Consider the following 15,662-nt stretch of genomic DNA (forward strand, 5'->3'; position numbering starts at 1 on the left):
CGCCCCAGGAGAAAACAATATGACTCTGCGTAAATTCGCAGGGCTAGGCGCCCTGTTGTCCATCGTAATGCCCGGCCTGGCTTTGGCGGCAGATCCGGTGGCGCCTCCAGTCCTCAATTCCGGCGATACCGCCTGGATGCTGACCTCGACGGCCCTCGTGCTGTTCATGACCATTCCCGGCCTCGCGCTGTTCTACGGCGGCATGGTTCGGTCGAAAAACATTCTTTCCGTGATGATGCAGTGCTTCGCCATTACCGGTCTGGTCACCATCCTGTGGTTCCTTTATGGCTACAGCATGGCGTTCGACACCACCGGGATGGAAGCCAACGTCGTCAACTTCAACTCCTTCGTCGGCGGCTTCGGCAAGGCCTTCCTCGCGGGCATCACGCCTGCCAGCATTACTGGCCCGGCGGCGCTGTTCCCTGAAGCCGTATTCGTCACTTACCAGATGACATTCGCCATCATCACCCCGGCGCTGATCGTCGGTGCCTTCGCCGAGCGTATGAAGTTCTCCGCGATGCTGGTGTTCATGGGCATATGGTTCACCGTGGTGTATGCGCCGATTGCGCACATGGTGTGGAGCGGTCCGGGTTCGCTGCTGGGTGACTGGGGCGTGCTCGACTTCGCGGGCGGCACCGTGGTGCACATCAACGCCGGTATCGCCGGTCTGGTGGCGTGCCTGGTGCTGGGCAAGCGCAAAGGTTTCCCGACCACCCCGATGGCGCCACACAACCTCGGTTACACCCTGATGGGCGCCGCCATGTTGTGGGTAGGCTGGTTCGGCTTCAACGCCGGTTCCGCCGCAGCCGCCAACGGCACCGCCGGCATGGCGATGCTGGTCACCCAGATCGCAACCGCTGCTGCTGCACTGGGCTGGATGTTCGCCGAGTGGGTCACCCACGGCAAACCGAGCGCACTGGGTATCGCGTCGGGCGTGGTTGCCGGTCTGGTGGCAATCACTCCGGCGGCCGGCACCGTGGGCCCTATGGGTTCGCTGATCATTGGCCTGGCCGCTGGTGTGGTGTGCTTCTTCTGCGCCACCAGCCTGAAACGCAAACTCGGCTATGACGACTCCCTGGACGCCTTCGGTGTGCACGGTATCGGCGGTATCCTCGGCGCAATCCTTACCGGTGTGTTCGCTGCTCCGGCGCTGGGTGGTTTCGGCACCGTCACCGACATTGCTTCCCAAGTGTGGATTCAGTGCAAAGGCGTCGGCTTCACTGTGATCTACACCGCGATCGTCACCTTCATCATCCTCAAGGTGCTGGATGCCGTGATGGGGCTGCGCGCTACCGAGGAAGAAGAATCGGTGGGCCTGGACCTGGCACAACACAACGAGCGCGGCTACAACCTGTAAGTACGCGCCTCAAAAACTTGCCCGGTTCGCCGGGCATTTTTTTGTCCGGAATTTGTCATCCTTGAGATGGCTGAAAGGATTTTTCGTACTGCTTTGGTCGTGTTTACGACGGGTGTTTTTCTACGGCCAATGGCTTACATCATTGAAGGAATATTAGGGCCTTTGTTTTTTTTCAGAGCGCGCTAGAATGCGCCCCGAACGTGCGGAGAACTGTATGTGGCAACAGACTCTGATAACCCTGCGGGCACGGCCCCGGGGCTTTCATCTGGTGACGGAAGAGTTGCTCGCCGGACTGCCTGAACTCAAGGCATGCCGGGTCGGTCTGTTGCATTTGTGGCTGCAGCATACCTCGGCGTCGTTGACCATCAACGAGAACGCCGATCCGGCGGTACGTCGCGACTTCGAACGATTTTTCAATCGTCTGATCCCACAAGGAACAGACGGCTATGAGCATAACGACGAAGGCCTGGACGACCTCCCGGCGCACTTCAAGGCCAGCGTGCTGGGCTGTCAGATCAGCTTGCCGGTTTCGGCGGGTCGGTTGGCACTGGGTACCTGGCAAGGCGTTTATCTGGGCGAGCATCGCGATCATGGCGGTGCCCGTAAAGTCCTCGCCACCTTGCACGGTGAAGAGGCATAAACCGTTGGTCACCAATGGTTACCGATTTTTTTACGGCGGCTTTCGACAGTCGCCAAAGCTGGTCTATAACTAATCTGCTTTTCGCAAGTCATGAGGTAGAACATGAGCGACGATGATCTGGAAAACGACGACCTCGAAGTAGGCGACGAAGACGAGGCCGAAGACGGTCTGGAAGCAGCAGCGGAAGACGTTGCTGAAGACGATGGCGGTGACGATACGCCGGCCCCGGCTGCCAAAGGCAAGGCCAAGGCTGCGGTGTCGGTCGACGAGTTGCCGAGCATCGAAGCCAAGAACAAGGAGCGTGATGCCCTGGCCAAGGCCATGGAAGAGTTCCTTGCGCGCGGTGGCAAGGTGCAGGAAGTGGAGGCCAACGTGGTCGCCGATCCGCCCAAGAAGCCGGACAACAAGTACGGCAGCCGCCCTATCTGAGGCGTGCCGCTTGCTTGCTGAAAAAGCCCGCCGTCGCTGCGGGCTTTTTCATGGGCGAAAGAAATCTAGCCGAGGCTGTTCCAGCGGGCGAGCACCGCAGGCAGATCGATCAGGCTGCGAATCTCGGCATCCGGCAAGCGCTCCGCTTCCCAGACCTTGCCCGTCGGGTTGAACCAGATCGCGCGCAAGCCTGCCTGCTGCGCCCCGGCGATGTCGTCCCCCGGATGATCGCCAATATGCACTGCGGCTTCGGCGCTCACGCCACCGCGCTGCAGGGCTTCATGGAACAGGCGCGCATCCGGTTTGGCGATGCCGATGTCTTCGGCACACAGCGCGAATTTGAAGTAATCCGCCAGCCCGAGACGACGTACATCGGCGTTGCCGTTGGTGACCACGCCGAGGGCGTAGTGTTTGGCCAGGGTTTCCAGGATCGGCTCGACTTCCGGGAACACCTCGATCTGATGCCGGGCATGCAGAAACACTTCAAAACTCTTGTCCGCCAGATCCGACGCTTCGCCGTGGGCATAACCGGCTTCTTCCAGGGCGTGGAACAGCACCCGCCGACGCAACGCACTGATGCGGTGCTTGAGCCCCGGCTCGCTGGCCAGCACCCGCTCGCGGATCGACCACAGATGTTCCACCGGCACCGCGCCCAGATTCGGCGCATGTTCGCTCAGCCATTGGCGCAAAGTCGCTTCGGCGCTGACGATCACCGGGGCGGTATCCCACAGGGTGTCGTCGAGGTCGAAGGTGATCAACTGGATGCTCATGAATCGTCGCCTTTCATGCGTTTGGCCCGTGGATGGGCGCTGTCGTAGACCGCCGCCAGGTGCTGGAAGTCCAGGTGGGTATAGATCTGGGTGGTCTTGATGTCCGAGTGTCCGAGCAGTTCCTGCACCGCGCGCAGGTCCTGGGAGGACTCCAGCAAATGGCTGGCGAAGGAGTGCCGCAGCATGTGCGGATGCAGGTTCTGCCCCAGCTCGCGCTCGCCGGCCAGTTTGACCCGCACCTGGATCGCTCGCGGGCCCAGGCGTCGGCCTTGCTGGCTGACGAACACGGCATCGTCCGCCGGGTTGGTCAGCGCTCGCAACGGCAACCATTGCTCCAGCGCTTCCCGGGCCTTTTTGCCGACGGGCAACAGACGCGTCTTGCTGCCCTTGCCGAGCACCTGAACCATGCCGTCGGCGAGGTCGAGTTGATCGAGATTGAGCCCGGTCAGCTCCGACAGGCGCAGGCCCGAGGAATAGAACAGTTCCAGAATCGCCTGATCGCGTCGGGCCAGAAAGTCGTCCTCGACCGCGCCTTCAAGCAATTGCAACGCTCGGTCGGTATCAAGGGTTTTCGGCAGCCGGCGTTCGCCTTTTGGCGGCGCCAGACCGGTCGCCGGGTCGTGATCGCAGAGGCCTTCGCGATTCAGATAGTGATAGAGCCCGCGCACAGCCGAGAGCAAACGCGCCAGGCTGCGCGAGGACTGGCCCTGGGCGTGCAAGCGGGCGATCAGGCTGCGCAGGCGCTGGATGTCCAACGCCTGCCAGCTGCCGATGTTCTGTTTAACGCACCAGCCGAGGACTTTATCGAGGTCGCGCCGGTAGGCCGACAATGTGTGCGGCGACACCTGTCGCTCACTGCGCAGGTGTTCGCAGTAAGCGTCCAGTTGTCGTTCCATGTTCAGCGTACCGAGCGCAGGGAGCTGTTGACCCGTGGCAGCACGCGGCCCATGACTTCGGCGATGTAGCTGAGGAACAACGTGCCGACCGAACTCTTGTAATGCTGCGGATCACGGCTGGCGATGGCCAGAATCCCGTGGATGCCCTGGTGGCTGACAGCGACCACGGCGGTGGAGCCGATCTGTTGGCGCTGCTCCTCGCCGAACAGGAAGTCCAGCTCGTGTTCGCGCAGGCTGCCGCTGACGCTCTTACCTTCGGTGAGCAGGCCACCGATGGCGGTCTGCGCGTCGGCGTGAGTGACCCAGCGGCCGACCGGTGCGGGGTTGTCGCCAAGCAGGATCAGGCTGACGAAGGGCACCTGAAAGTCCTGACGCAGACTGTCTTCGACGCTGATCACCACGTCTTCCAGAGTGGCGGCGTCCATCAGGGCGAGGATCAGGCGGCGGGTCTTGTCGAACAGGCGATCGTTGTCCCGGGCCACGTCCATCAAGTGCGAGAGGCGGTGACGCATCTCGATGTTGCGGTCGCGCAGAATGGACATCTGGCGCTCGACCAGCGACACGGTGTCGCCGCGACGATGGGGGATGCGCAGGGACGGCAGCAGTTCTTCATGTTCGACGAAGAAGTCCGGATGAGCCTCCAGGTACGCGGCAACCGCTGCCGCCTCCAGGCTCTCGGACGCTGTTTCACCGGACTGTCGGGCGGGTACCTGAGGCTTATCGGTCATGGCTTCTGCTCACTCAAAGACGGACTTGTCCTTCGTATACACGCACTGCCGGCCCGGTCATCAGCACCGGTTGGCCAGGACCTGCCCATTCGATGGACAGGCGCCCGCCCGGCAGGTCGATCAACAGTGGCGAATCCATCCACCCCTGGCTGATCGCAGCTACGGCAGCAGCGCAGGCGCCGGTGCCGCAGGCCTGGGTTTCCCCGGCGCCGCGTTCCCAGACGCGCAGTTGTGCGCGATTACGGTCGATGACCTGGAGAAAACCGACATTGACCCGCGCCGGAAAGCGCGGATGGTGTTCGATCTTCGGCCCCAGCTCATGCACCGGTGCGGTGTTGATGTCCTGCACGCGCAGCACTGCGTGTGGGTTACCCATCGACACCGCTGCCAGCTCGACCGGCGTACCGTCGACATCGACCTGATAGCTCAAGGCCTGCTCGGTCGCCTGGAACGGAATGTCCGCCGGCACCTGACGCGGTGCGCCCATGTTCACGCCGATCTGGCCGTCGTTACGTACGTCCAGCTCGATGATGCCGCCCTTGGTCTCGACGCGGATCTTCCGTTTGGCGGTCAGGCGCTTGTCGAGCACGAAGCGAGCGAAGCAGCGCGCACCGTTGCCGCACTGCTCCACTTCGGAGCCGTCGGAATTGAAGATCCGGTAACGGAAATCCACGTCCGGGTTGCTCGGTGCCTCGACGAGCAGCAACTGGTCGAAACCGATGCCGGTGTGCCGGTCGCCCCACATTTTTGCGTGCTTGGGCTGAATGTGCGCGTGCTGGCTGACCAGGTCGAGGACCATGAAGTCGTTGCCCAGGCCGTGCATCTTGGTAAAACGCAGCAGCATGGGGTTACTCCGGCAGCAGGCTTTCGCCGGCAAACAGCTCGGCCACGGTCTCGCGGCGACGCACTTCAAAAGCCTGATCGCCATCTACCAGCACTTCGGCGGCACGGCCGCGAGTGTTGTAGTTGGAGCTCATCACAAAACCGTAGGCACCGGCCGAATGCACGGCCAGCAGGTCGCCTTCTTCCAGCGCCAGTTCGCGATCCTTGGCGAGGAAATCGCCGGTCTCGCAGATCGGGCCCACTACGTCGTACTTGCGTGCGGCGGTGTCGCGCGGTTTGACCGCGGTCACGTCCATCCACGCCTGGTACAGGGCCGGGCGAATCAGGTCGTTCATGGCGGCATCGACGATGGCGAAGTCTTTGTGCTCGGTGTGCTTGAGGTATTCGACCTGGGTCAGCAGCACGCCGGCGTTGGCGACGATGAAGCGGCCCGGTTCGAACACCAGTGCCAGATCACGACCGTCGAGACGCTCGCGCACGGCCTTGATGTAGTCGGCTGCCAATGGCGGCTCTTCATCGCGGTAACGCACACCCAGGCCACCACCGAGGTCGATGTGGCGCAAGTGGATGCCGCAATCGCCCAGACGATCCACCAGATCGAGCAGGCGATCGAGGGCGTCGAGGAACGGTGGCAGGGTGGTCAGTTGCGAGCCGATATGGCAGTCGACGCCAATCACTTCCAGGTTCGGCAGGTGCGCGGCGCGCACGTACACATCTTCGGCGTCGGCGATGGCGATGCCGAACTTGTTCTCTTTGAGACCGGTGGAAATGTAAGGGTGGGTGCCGGCGTCGACGTCCGGGTTCACACGCAGGGAGATCGGTGCACGAACGCCCAGTTCGGCGGCGACTACTTGCAGGCGCTCCAGCTCGTCGGTGGATTCGACGTTGAAGCAATGCACGCCGACTTCCAGCGCGCGACGCATGTCGTCACGGGTCTTGCCGACGCCGGAGAACACGATCTTGTCAGGGCTGCCGCCGGCGGCCAGGACGCGTTCCAGCTCGCCACGGGAAACAATGTCGAAACCGGCGCCGATACGGGCCAGGACACTCAGTACACCGAGGTTGGAGTTGGCCTTCACCGCGAAGCAGACCAGGTGCGGCATGCCGGCCAGTGCATCGGCGTAGGCCAGATACTGGGCCTCGATGTGGGCGCGGGAGTAGACGTAGGTCGGTGTGCCGAAGCGGTCGGCGATGGCGGACAGCGCCACACCTTCCGCGAACAGCTCCCCGCCACGGTAGTTAAAAGCGTCCATGGCGATCCCTTAGTAAACGTCGTGCTTGTGTGCCTTGGAGGCAGGCTGCTTTTGCGAAGACTGGGCTTGCGCGGCCGGGTCCTGATCTTCATCGGGCAGGTACAGCGGGCCTTTCTGACCGCAGGCCGAAACGAGACAGGCAACCGCGACGAGCGCAGCAAGGGAAGAGATCAGGCGCTTCATGGCGAAATCCTTGAATATGCGTTAATTGCGCCGGAGTATACCGGCCACCCGGCAGCTTGCCTATGCGACGGAACTCCCGTCCGGCGGGGCTCGGGCTGCGACGCGGAAACTTTTCCTGCATGAGGGGTGCATATTTCGTCGCCGGGCAGGGCGCTTGGTCGTTATCCTTTGCAATCGGCTGGCAGCGACCGTATCTTGCGGCGCTTGAGCCTGATCAGACATTTTTTGAGGTTGCCGCAATGAGTTTGTCCGAAGCCCGTTTCCACGATCTGGTCGATGAAACCCAGGAAAAACTGGAAGACATCTTCGACGACAGCGACCTGGACATCGACATGGAGAACTCGGCCGGTGTGCTGACCGTCAAGTTCGAGAACGGCACCCAGCTGATCTTCAGTCGTCAGGAACCGTTGCGTCAGCTGTGGCTGGCCGCGGTGTCCGGTGGTTTCCACTTTGACTACGACGAAGAAAGCGAACGCTGGATGTGCGACAAGAGCGAAGAGCAACTGGGGGAGATGCTCGAGCGCATCGTCAAGCAGCAGGCCGGTACCGAATTCGATTTCGAAGGCCTGTGATTTCGTGACCGACACCGCTCCCGCCCGTCTGCCGAAGCCGCTCTTCAGCAACGTCAGTCCGGCCGTGCCTTCGCCGTGCACCGGCGTGTGTCGGCTGGATGAGCAGAAAGTCTGTCTCGGCTGCATGCGGCATGTCGAAGACATCCGTGAATGGCGCTCGGCCGATGACGAACGGCGCCGGGTAATCTGCGCGCAGGCGATGCAACGCCGGCAGCTCGCCGGAGCGTAGCTTGTATATTTTTTGAGCTGTGATAGTGTCCGGAAACGCCTCAACCCATCGAGGCCTGGTGAAAACCCCGTCTTTTTTGGCGGGGTTTTGCTTTTTTTGTGTGCAGAAGAAAGGAGTCTGCCCGGATCATGACCGCACCTTCCATCACCCTTACCCGTCTGGACGTGCAACGTCTGGAACGCCTGATCGACAGCCTGGATGACACGCTGCCGGGCGTGATCGCGCTGCAAACCGAACTGGACCGCGCCGATACGCTGGTCGGCCACGATGAAGTGCCCGCCGATGTCGTGACGATGAATTCCCGTGTGCACTGTCGCGAAGAGGGCAGTGGCAAGGACTACCACCTGACCCTCGTCTACCCGAAACACGCCAACGCAGACGAAGGCAAAATCTCGATCCTGGCCCCGGTCGGCAGTGCGCTGCTGGGTCTGAAAGTCGGCCAGCACATCGACTGGCCGGCCCCGGGTGGCAAGACCCTGAAGCTGACCTTGCTGGAAGTCGAATCGCAGCCGGCCAACGGCGGTGATTTCCCGGAATAACCCGCCTCAGACCTGCTCGAGCGCCTCGTTCAGAGAGCGCTCCAGGTCGGCCTTGTAACGCAGATACAGATTGCTCGAACTCTGCCCGTCACCGATCACGCCCGACAGGTCCAGGTCGGTGATGTAGCAGCGATAGCGCTCGGCTTCCCGGCGCTGCCCGACGATCTCCCGGGCGACCACGCTGAACAGCTGGTCGCCATGTTCCAGCTCGCTGAATTCCCGCTGATTGCAATACAACGTGACCTGCACCTCGCCCGGTGCGGCTTTGCCGATGATCGCCTGCACGTCGTAGAACGGTTTGTTGGCTGGCGTCTGCGGTGCCGGGCGCATTTCGACCCGTCGTGCGCGTCCCGGCCCTGATGGCAATAACTGGTAATACAAGATTTCAAGGCTGGCGGCGTGGTTCGAGTCCATCGGCAACAGTGCTTCGCGCCGGAACTGGATCGATTGCAGGAAACGCTGCAACGGCACCAACAGACTCTGCTCGTCGTGATAGGGCAAATGTTGTTGCCACAGTGCGTTGAATTCGTCGAGCACGTACAGCTCCGCCGCTTGCTCGGTGATCCGGTAGAACACCTGAATGCATTCGGGCTGGCCCATCGGCAGGATCAGCGCGAGGTCGTGGTCTTCCAGCGCCATCGGGTCCAGGTGCAGCGGGCTGTAGCGCGGTTGCTCCTCGCCCAGGTAATCGAGCAGCGCCGGCAGGGTGGCGAGGGCGACATGGCTGACCTGTCCCGGCACCAGTTCCAATACGTGATAGTGCTGCTGCACCTGGATCAGGTAGCGGTGATTCAAATCGCTTAACAACAGTGTCTGCGCGGTATCGACGATTTCTTCCACCCGGCGGGCGATGAATTGCGCGCGGTTGTGACAGAAGCAACGCACTCGCAGCGATGGTTGTTGCGGCCCGCGCGGCAGGTTGTTGAGGTAATCGCGCAGGCAGTCCATCAAGGCATGCGGACCATCAAAGCGGTTGACCAGTACCTCGTTCCAGCTGTTGAGCGTGACCTGATCCAGGGTCAGCACCAGGTTCTCGCGCACGCCGGCGTAGCTCAGCGAATCGGTACGCTCGGTGGTCATCAGGATGTTCAGGTCGCGGTGATGCTTGAGCGGATCGACGCCGACATTCACCAGAATCAGCACTTCGCTTGGCACGCTGGCGTGCAGCAGCGGTTCTTCGGCAACGGTGGGCAGGGGCAGCGCGATGCTTTGTTGCAGGCTGCCGAGCAGGTTGAACAGCTCGAACTCGCTCAGGTCGCTGGTGCCGGGGTGCAGGGCCAGTCGGGTGCTGCTGTCGATCACGCCGTTGCGATGGCTCCAGGTCAACAGTTCCAGCAACTGGCGGCTGCGCTTGATCGGCGCGAAGTGTTCCCACTCCAGCGCCGTCAAGCTGCCGTTGTACAGGCCCCACTGGGTTTGCCCGGGTTCCTTTTTGTTTGGCGATTGCACCAGGGTCAGGGTGTCTTCGGCCAGATCCGGGGCGATGCCGGGGTTGATGAACTCGACTTTGTCGGCCTTGCGTTCGAATGCGGCGTACAGGCGTCGGCCGAGAACGTTGAGATCACGTTTGTTGATCAGGCTGACAGTCTGCTCGGTGCGGGCGAACTGGGTCAGAAAGCGGTAGCTGTAGTTCAGCTCGTTGACCAGGGCCCGGCGCTCGGCGCTGACCTGACGGACTTTCCACTGACTGCGACTGTCGAGCAGTGCCAGTTGCCGCTGGTCCCAGTGCCATTCGCTGGCCAGTCTTTCCAGCAACGAACGCTGCCAGCTCTGGGTGCGGCTGTTGCCTGTGAGCTTGCGGTTGACCTTGAGGTACAGCGCACGGCGTACCAGTTCCAGGCGTTCGGGTTCATTGCGGGCGGTGAGGTATTCCTCGATCCGGCGGTAGACCACCATGTACGGATCCAGCTCGTCGAGGTCCAGCCGGTTGGCGAATACCGCCTGCTTGAAGCGCAGGCTCAGGCACTGCACCTGCGGGTGTTCGCTCGCGTAGACCTCGATCAGCAGCAGTTTGAGCACCGACTTGTAAGGCGACTCGATACCCTTGAACAACTGCCACAACCCGGCGCCAACGAACTCGCCCGGCGGTATGTGCGCCAGTGGGCCAAGGTCGAGGGTCTCATCGTTGCGGATGAAACGCTTGGACAGCAGCGTGTGAGTGTACTGATCGTAGGTCCGCTCTTCATAGACCGGCACCAGCCACCAGATCGGTGTGCGCCCGGCCAGCCAGATCGCGGTGCGGTAAAACTCGTCCAGCAACAGATAATGCTGGGTGGTGCCGCAATCCTCGGAACTGAGCTGGGTATCGCGCTCGCCTTTGACGAAGCGTGCCGGGTCGATCAGGAAAAAATGCGCCTCGGCGCCCTGGCTCGCGGCCCAGGTTTCGAGCAACTGGCACTTCTTGCGCAGCTCGGCTAGCTCGCTGTCGCTCAGGTCCGGCGCGTGGCACACCCACACGTCCATGTCGCTCTGGTCGGCCTGGGCCAGGGTGCCGAGGCTGCCCATCAGGAACAGGCCATGAATCGGCCGTGGCGGATTGCTGCCATGGCGCGGCTTGTAGGAAAACGAACGTGTCAGGCGCTGGGCTTCGGCGAGGGCGTCGGTGTCCGGCTCGTAATTCGACAGCCCGGCCGGCGTGCTGCCCGAGACATAACCGGGCAGCAGCGGATGATTGACGTGGAAAAACAGCGGCAGCAACGTCAGTACGCTTTGCTGGCGCGTCGACAGGCCTTCCAGCGCCCGGTTCAGGCGGCCAGCGTTGAGCTTGAGAAAGCGTGCGCGCAGCTGGCTGAGTACCTTGCGGTCGATTCCCTCGTCCAGGTCGGGGCGGATTTCATGGGTGCGGGTCATGTCGACTCAAACCGGCTCGCAGGGCTCGGAGGCAGAGGGTCACGGAATGCGGGGGAGTTTAGCGCCTGTGCAGCGCGAGCATTAAGCTGAATTTGTTTTTTGACGTCAGATTTACATCGCGTGGCGATTGCTTGCAGCCGGGCTGGCCCGCGGAAATCCCGTGGCAGAGGTTTCCGTGGGCAAAATCGGGAGGGTCAGGCGGTTTGTTGCTCTTTCAGAATCGTCAGTACGGTCTGCACGCTTTGTGCGGCATCGCGACCGAGACTGGTCAGGTAACCGCCATCAGGCTGGTCTGTCAGTTCTTTTTCAAAGAGGCGTTGGGCAGCAGCGATGTGCTTCGGGGCAGCGGTCTGATGAATTTTCAGACCTTCCTGGGAACTGTCCAGGTTGAAGAGTGCGAGGACTTCCAGTTCGGCAACCAACTCAGGGGTAAGCGACATAAGGACTCCAGACTTTCTAGGAATTGGACAACAGCGCCCCTAAGGTGAACCTGCCGACGCGGCGTGTCCAGTGTGCGCCAGGGTTTTTGTCTCGGGGGTGGATTCCAGTGTAGTCAGGGGCCGGGAGAAGGCCGGATGGAAGGGTGACAAATTGTGTGGGAGCCCGGCTGCTCCCACATCGGGTTGCCCGGTTACGGCTTTTCCGGTGGCAACTCAGGCAGGGCGCGAAGGGCCGCTTCGTACCATTCGGTATTGAACGCGCGGTCGTCATCGAGCATGGCGTCGATTTCGTAGGCCAGCACGTGGGCCATCAGGTTCAGGATGTCTTCGCGCTCGTAACCGACCAGGGTCAGCTTGTTGAATGTGGCCTTGGCCGCTGGCGGGTTGTCGCTTTCGATCTGGTTTTCGATGGCTTCGATCAAAGTGCTCTCGGTGAACTCTTCTTCGTCGTTATCGATGTCTGTCGGCTCGCTCATGGCAGGCTCCTCAAGGAAAGGCGCCAGTTTACCCGCATTCAGCGGCGTGATGCTGCTGGCGGGAATCCCCGGAGCGATCTATAAACAGGCACTGCCCACCGCACGGCCTGGAGGCTATGTGATGTTCAAGCTCTACGGATTCTCAGTCAGCAACTACTACAACATGGTCAAACTGGCGCTGCTGGAAAAGGGCCTGCCGTTCGAGGAAGTCACGTTCTACCCGACGCCAACGCCGGAGTCTCTGGCCATCAGCCCGCGCGGCAAGGTGCCGGTGCTGGGGGCCGAAGGCGGTTACATCAATGAAACGATGGTGATGCTCGAATACCTCGAAAGCACCCAGAAGGGTGTTCCGCTGCTGCCGAGCGAGCCATTTGCGCGCGCCCAGGTGCTGGCGGTGGCCAAGGAGATCGAGCTGTACATCGAGCTGCCGGCCCGTGCCTGTTACGGCGAAGCGTTCTTCGGCGCGGCGCTGCCGGAGGCGATCAAGGAAAAAACCAAATCCGAACTGCTGCTGGGTTTTGCGGCGCTGGGGCGTCACGGCAAGTTCGCCCCGTATGTGGCGGGCGACAGCCTGAGCATCGCTGACCTGTACTTCCTCTACAGCGTGCCGCTGGCGGCTGCGGTGGGGCACAAACTGTTCGGTCTGGACCTGCTGGCGGACATGCCGAAGGCCAAGGCACTCCTGGAGCGACTGGAACAGAATCCGCATGTGCAGAAGATTGCAGCGGACAAGGAAGCGGCGATGCCGACGTTTTTGGCGATGATCGCGGCCAAAAAGTAGAAATTTTTTCTGAGGCCAGCTCGCGGGCAAGTCGATGATTCGACTTGCCCGCGATGCTTTTAACGGCTGGCGATCAGCGCCTGACCGCGAGCAACGGCAGCCTTGACCTGCGCCGGGGCAGTGCCGCCGATGTGGTCACGGGCATTCACCGAGCCTTCCAGGGTCAGCACGGCAAACACGTCCTGCTCGATCTGGTCGCTGAACTGACGCAGTTCTTCCAGGCTCATTTCCGCCAGATCCTTGCCGGTATCAACGCCGTACTTCACGGCGTGGCCGACGATTTCGTGGCAGTCGCGGAACGGCAGGCCACGGCGAACCAGGTAGTCGGCGAGGTCGGTGGCGGTGGAGAAACCGCGCAGCGCCGCTTCACGCATGATCGCGTGCTTCGGTTTGATCGCCGGGATCATGTCGGCAAAGGCACGCAGCGAGTCGCGCAGGGTGTCGGCGGCGTCGAACAGCGGTTCCTTGTCTTCCTGGTTGTCCTTGTTGTAGGCCAGCGGCTGGCCTTTCATCAGGGTCAGCAGGCCCATCAGAGCGCCGAACACACGGCCGGTCTTGCCGCGTACCAGTTCCGGCACGTCGGGGTTTTTCTTTTGCGGCATGATCGAGCTGCCGGTGCAGAAGCGGTCCGGCAGATCGATGAACTGGAACTGCGCGCTGGTCCACAGCACCAGCTCTTCGGAGAAGCGCGACAGGTGCATCATCGCGATGCTCGCGGCGGAGCAGAATTCAATGGCGAAGTCACGGTCGGACACGTTGTCCAGCGAGTTGCCGCCGACGGCGTCGAAGCCCAACAGTTGCGCGGTGTATTCGCGGTCGATCGGGTAAGTGGTGCCGGCCAGCGCGGCGCTGCCCAGCGGCATGCGGTTGGTGCGCTTGCGGCAGTCGACCAGACGCTCGTAGTCGCGGCTGAGCATTTCGAACCAGGCCAGCATGTGGTGCCCGAAGGTCACAGGCTGAGCGGTCTGCAGGTGGGTGAAGCCCGGCATGATGCTCGCGGCTTCACGCTCGGCCTGCTCCAGCAGGCCTTTTTGCAGGCGGGTGATTTCGCTCAGGATCAGGTCGATTTCGTCACGCAGCCACAGGCGGATGTCGGTGGCGACCTGGTCATTGCGGCTGCGGCCGGTGTGCAGCTTCTTGCCGGTGATGCCGATGCGGTCGGTCAGGCGTGCTTCGATGTTCATGTGCACGTCTTCGAGGTCGACGCGCCAGTCGAACTGGCCGGCCTCGATTTCGCCCTGGATGGTCTTCAGGCCATCGATGATGCTGTCGCGCTCGGCATCCGTCAGCACGCCGACCTTGGCCAGCATGGTGGCGTGGGCGATCGAGCCCATGATGTCGTGGCGATACAGGCGCTGGTCGAAAGTGACGGAGGCGGTGAAGCGGGCGACGAAGGCGTCGACGGGTTCACTGAAGCGGCCGCCCCAGGACTGATTGGTCTTGTCAGTGCTCATGAATTCGCTCGTATCGGCTTGAAGAAAGAAGGCGTGAAACGCTGGCGGGGATAATAACAGGGTTGCCAATCCTGTCGCTGACACTGGTCGATACGTTTTTTTCTCATGTCGGCGTTCATAGTCGCCGCCGGTTCCGGGGGATTTGCTCAAGGATATTTTCCGATTGAGCAATATCGGCCCGGCGAGCGTCTACAGTAGGACTAAGGGTCGGCGCGGCTGTGGATCGCGCAAAGGTCTGGTCGCCGACTATAAGAAGAGAGGGGTGGGTGTATTGACCATCGGCATACCCTGCGTAAAACGCAGAGATAAGCGAGCCTTGAGCGGTGCGTCCCGGGTGTCGGCAAATATTGCCGGCCGACGTACGGCACTTTTTGGCGCTCGCGCTAGTCTTAGCGTGGATCGCGGTGACGGACGTCACTCCACTTGTCTACGCTATCCTTGTGCGAGACTCACGCAGGAATCCAGCGCAATATGAATGTCCTGATCGTTGATGACGAACCACTGGCCCGCGAGCGCCTCGCCCGAATGGTGAGCGAGCTCGAGGGCTACACAGTCCTGGAGCCCAGCGCCACCAATGGCGAAGAGGCGTTGGCACTGATCGACAGCCACAAGCCGGATATCGTGCTGCTCGATATCCGCATGCCAGGCCTCGATGGCCTGCAAGTGGCTGCCCGTCTGTGCGAACGCGAAACCCCGCCCGCGGTGGTGTTCTGCTCTGGTATCGATGAATTTCCCTTGGAGGCCCTGCAGGCCAGTGCCGTGGGCCATGTGGTGAAACCCGTGCGAACCGAACATCTGCAGGAAGCCCTGAAAAGGGCTGAACGTCCGAATCGGGCTCAGCTTTCGGCCCTGACGCGTCCCGCCGCCGAAAGCGGCACCGGCCCGCGTAGCCACATCAGCGCCCGAACCCGCAAAGGCATCGAGCTGATCCCGCTGGATCAGGTGGTGTACTTCATTGCCGACCACAAATACGTGACCTTGCGCCATGAAACCGGTGAAGTCCTGCTGGACGAGCCACTCAAGGCCCTGGAAGACGAATTTGGCGAGCGTTTCGTGCGGATTCACCGCAACGCGCTGGTGGCTCGCGACCGCATCGAGCGACTGCAGCGCACGCCATTGGGCCACTTCCAGCTTTTCCTCAAAGGCTTGAACGGTGACGCGCTGATCGTCAGCCGCCGCCATGTGGCGGGTGTGCGCAAGATGATGCAAGGGCTTTAGCCAG

18 protein-coding genes are annotated in these 15,662 nt (G+C 61.8%); 8 read left to right on the forward strand and 10 right to left on the reverse strand.

Going from position 1 to position 15,662, the window contains the following annotated elements:
• Window positions 1-19: 19 nt before the first annotated feature.
• The 3 genes from CAF87_RS10905 to sutA all read left to right on the forward strand — a co-directional run bounded on the left by CAF87_RS10905 (window position 20) and on the right by sutA (window position 2,426).
• Entirely contained in the window at window positions 20-1,357 is a 1,338-nt protein-coding gene (locus CAF87_RS10905) for an ammonium transporter (RefSeq protein WP_085731424.1), read from the forward strand.
• 214 nt (window positions 1,358-1,571) lie between these two features.
• Window positions 1,572-1,997 (forward strand): secondary thiamine-phosphate synthase enzyme YjbQ, encoded by a 426-nt coding sequence (locus CAF87_RS10910; RefSeq protein WP_085731425.1) that lies wholly within the window; start codon window positions 1,572-1,574, stop codon window positions 1,995-1,997.
• Between the two features lie 102 nt (window positions 1,998-2,099).
• On the forward strand, window positions 2,100-2,426 hold the full coding sequence (sutA, locus tag CAF87_RS10915) for a transcriptional regulator SutA (protein WP_007951900.1): 327 nt from the start codon (window positions 2,100-2,102) through the stop codon (window positions 2,424-2,426).
• A gap of 65 nt (window positions 2,427-2,491) precedes the next feature.
• Here sutA and CAF87_RS10920 read toward each other — a convergent pair whose 3' ends face one another.
• From CAF87_RS10920 to CAF87_RS10945, 6 genes are read right to left on the reverse strand one after another with little or no spacing between them, the layout of a single operon-like run.
• Window positions 2,492-3,196: an HAD family hydrolase gene (locus CAF87_RS10920; RefSeq protein ID WP_085731426.1), complete on the reverse strand. Its 705-nt coding sequence runs from the start codon at window positions 3,194-3,196 to the stop codon at window positions 2,492-2,494.
• Window positions 3,193-4,092 (reverse strand): tyrosine recombinase XerC, encoded by a 900-nt coding sequence (gene xerC, locus CAF87_RS10925; RefSeq protein WP_085731427.1) that lies wholly within the window; start codon window positions 4,090-4,092, stop codon window positions 3,193-3,195. Before xerC ends, CAF87_RS10920 begins: the two co-directional genes overlap by 4 nt.
• A gap of 2 nt (window positions 4,093-4,094) precedes the next feature.
• Window positions 4,095-4,820: a DUF484 family protein gene (locus tag CAF87_RS10930; RefSeq protein ID WP_085731428.1), complete on the reverse strand. Its 726-nt coding sequence runs from the start codon at window positions 4,818-4,820 to the stop codon at window positions 4,095-4,097.
• Window positions 4,821-4,833: 13 nt separating this feature from the next.
• Window positions 4,834-5,664 (reverse strand): diaminopimelate epimerase, encoded by an 831-nt coding sequence (dapF, locus tag CAF87_RS10935; RefSeq protein WP_085731429.1) that lies wholly within the window; start codon window positions 5,662-5,664, stop codon window positions 4,834-4,836.
• 4 nt (window positions 5,665-5,668) lie between these two features.
• Window positions 5,669-6,916 carry a diaminopimelate decarboxylase gene (lysA, locus tag CAF87_RS10940; protein ID WP_085731430.1) on the reverse strand — a complete coding sequence of 416 codons (1,248 nt, stop codon included), beginning with the start codon at window positions 6,914-6,916 and terminating at the stop codon, window positions 5,669-5,671.
• Window positions 6,917-6,925: 9 nt separating this feature from the next.
• A complete protein-coding gene (locus CAF87_RS10945) occupies window positions 6,926-7,099 on the reverse strand; it encodes a lipoprotein (protein WP_085731736.1) in 174 nt (57 codons plus the stop codon).
• 239 nt (window positions 7,100-7,338) lie between these two features.
• Between CAF87_RS10945 and cyaY the strand changes: the two genes are divergently transcribed.
• From cyaY to rnk, 3 genes are all read left to right on the forward strand, one after another.
• Window positions 7,339-7,671 carry an iron donor protein CyaY gene (gene cyaY / locus CAF87_RS10955; RefSeq protein WP_007951887.1) on the forward strand — a complete coding sequence of 111 codons (333 nt, stop codon included), beginning with the start codon at window positions 7,339-7,341 and terminating at the stop codon, window positions 7,669-7,671.
• A 4-nt stretch (window positions 7,672-7,675) separates the two neighbouring features.
• On the forward strand, window positions 7,676-7,900 hold the full coding sequence (locus CAF87_RS10960; RefSeq protein ID WP_085731431.1) for a DUF1289 domain-containing protein: 225 nt from the start codon (window positions 7,676-7,678) through the stop codon (window positions 7,898-7,900).
• A 128-nt stretch (window positions 7,901-8,028) separates the two neighbouring features.
• Window positions 8,029-8,439 carry a nucleoside diphosphate kinase regulator gene (rnk, locus tag CAF87_RS10965; protein ID WP_065258140.1) on the forward strand — a complete coding sequence of 137 codons (411 nt, stop codon included), beginning with the start codon at window positions 8,029-8,031 and terminating at the stop codon, window positions 8,437-8,439.
• 6 nt (window positions 8,440-8,445) lie between these two features.
• Here rnk and CAF87_RS10970 read toward each other — a convergent pair whose 3' ends face one another.
• From CAF87_RS10970 to CAF87_RS10980, 3 genes are all read right to left on the reverse strand, one after another.
• Window positions 8,446-11,289 (reverse strand): class I adenylate cyclase, encoded by a 2,844-nt coding sequence (locus tag CAF87_RS10970; protein WP_085731432.1) that lies wholly within the window; start codon window positions 11,287-11,289, stop codon window positions 8,446-8,448.
• 194 nt (window positions 11,290-11,483) lie between these two features.
• Window positions 11,484-11,729 carry a TIGR02647 family protein gene (locus CAF87_RS10975; RefSeq protein ID WP_085731433.1) on the reverse strand — a complete coding sequence of 82 codons (246 nt, stop codon included), beginning with the start codon at window positions 11,727-11,729 and terminating at the stop codon, window positions 11,484-11,486.
• A gap of 191 nt (window positions 11,730-11,920) precedes the next feature.
• Complete coding sequence (locus CAF87_RS10980; RefSeq protein WP_085708931.1) at window positions 11,921-12,205, reverse strand: hypothetical protein; 285 nt, start codon at window positions 12,203-12,205, stop codon at window positions 11,921-11,923.
• 121 nt (window positions 12,206-12,326) lie between these two features.
• Between CAF87_RS10980 and CAF87_RS10985 the strand changes: the two genes are divergently transcribed.
• The gene (locus CAF87_RS10985; RefSeq protein ID WP_085731434.1) at window positions 12,327-12,986 is read left to right on the forward strand and encodes a glutathione S-transferase family protein; all 660 of its coding nucleotides are present in this window, start codon (window positions 12,327-12,329) and stop codon (window positions 12,984-12,986) included.
• A 59-nt stretch (window positions 12,987-13,045) separates the two neighbouring features.
• Here CAF87_RS10985 and argH read toward each other — a convergent pair whose 3' ends face one another.
• On the reverse strand, window positions 13,046-14,440 hold the full coding sequence (gene argH / locus CAF87_RS10990) for an argininosuccinate lyase (RefSeq protein ID WP_085731435.1): 1,395 nt from the start codon (window positions 14,438-14,440) through the stop codon (window positions 13,046-13,048).
• 471 nt (window positions 14,441-14,911) lie between these two features.
• Between argH and CAF87_RS10995 the strand changes: the two genes are divergently transcribed.
• Window positions 14,912-15,658, forward strand: a complete 747-nt coding sequence (locus CAF87_RS10995) for a LytTR family DNA-binding domain-containing protein (protein WP_085731436.1) — start codon at window positions 14,912-14,914, stop codon at window positions 15,656-15,658.
• Window positions 15,659-15,662: the final 4 nt, after the last annotated feature.

This window comes from Pseudomonas sp. R38(2017) (assembly GCF_002112395.1).
GTDB lineage: Bacteria > Pseudomonadota > Gammaproteobacteria > Pseudomonadales > Pseudomonadaceae > Aquipseudomonas.

Bases quoted from the DNA above. Each gene is read 5' to 3' on its own strand.
- CAF87_RS10920 (WP_085731426.1), bottom strand. From the start codon at position 3,196: ATGAGCATCCAGTTGATCACCTTCGACCTCGACGACACCCTGTGGGAT.
- xerC (WP_085731427.1), bottom strand. From the start codon at position 4,092: ATGGAACGACAACTGGACGCTTACTGCGAACACCTGCGCAGTGAGCGA.
- CAF87_RS10985 (WP_085731434.1), top strand. From the start codon at position 12,327: ATGTTCAAGCTCTACGGATTCTCAGTCAGCAACTACTACAACATGGTC.
- CAF87_RS10975 (WP_085731433.1), bottom strand. From the start codon at position 11,729: ATGTCGCTTACCCCTGAGTTGGTTGCCGAACTGGAAGTCCTCGCACTC.
- CAF87_RS10945 (WP_085731736.1), bottom strand. From the start codon at position 7,099: ATGAAGCGCCTGATCTCTTCCCTTGCTGCGCTCGTCGCGGTTGCCTGT.
- CAF87_RS10980 (WP_085708931.1), bottom strand. From the start codon at position 12,205: ATGAGCGAGCCGACAGACATCGATAACGACGAAGAAGAGTTCACCGAG.
- lysA (WP_085731430.1), bottom strand. From the start codon at position 6,916: ATGGACGCTTTTAACTACCGTGGCGGGGAGCTGTTCGCGGAAGGTGTG.
- cyaY (WP_007951887.1), top strand. From the start codon at position 7,339: ATGAGTTTGTCCGAAGCCCGTTTCCACGATCTGGTCGATGAAACCCAG.
- CAF87_RS10930 (WP_085731428.1), bottom strand. From the start codon at position 4,820: ATGACCGATAAGCCTCAGGTACCCGCCCGACAGTCCGGTGAAACAGCG.
- CAF87_RS10995 (WP_085731436.1), top strand. From the start codon at position 14,912: ATGAATGTCCTGATCGTTGATGACGAACCACTGGCCCGCGAGCGCCTC.
- CAF87_RS10970 (WP_085731432.1), bottom strand. From the start codon at position 11,289: ATGACCCGCACCCATGAAATCCGCCCCGACCTGGACGAGGGAATCGAC.
- dapF (WP_085731429.1), bottom strand. From the start codon at position 5,664: ATGCTGCTGCGTTTTACCAAGATGCACGGCCTGGGCAACGACTTCATG.
- CAF87_RS10910 (WP_085731425.1), top strand. From the start codon at position 1,572: ATGTGGCAACAGACTCTGATAACCCTGCGGGCACGGCCCCGGGGCTTT.
- sutA (WP_007951900.1), top strand. From the start codon at position 2,100: ATGAGCGACGATGATCTGGAAAACGACGACCTCGAAGTAGGCGACGAA.
- rnk (WP_065258140.1), top strand. From the start codon at position 8,029: ATGACCGCACCTTCCATCACCCTTACCCGTCTGGACGTGCAACGTCTG.
- CAF87_RS10905 (WP_085731424.1), top strand. From the start codon at position 20: ATGACTCTGCGTAAATTCGCAGGGCTAGGCGCCCTGTTGTCCATCGTA.
- argH (WP_085731435.1), bottom strand. From the start codon at position 14,440: ATGAGCACTGACAAGACCAATCAGTCCTGGGGCGGCCGCTTCAGTGAA.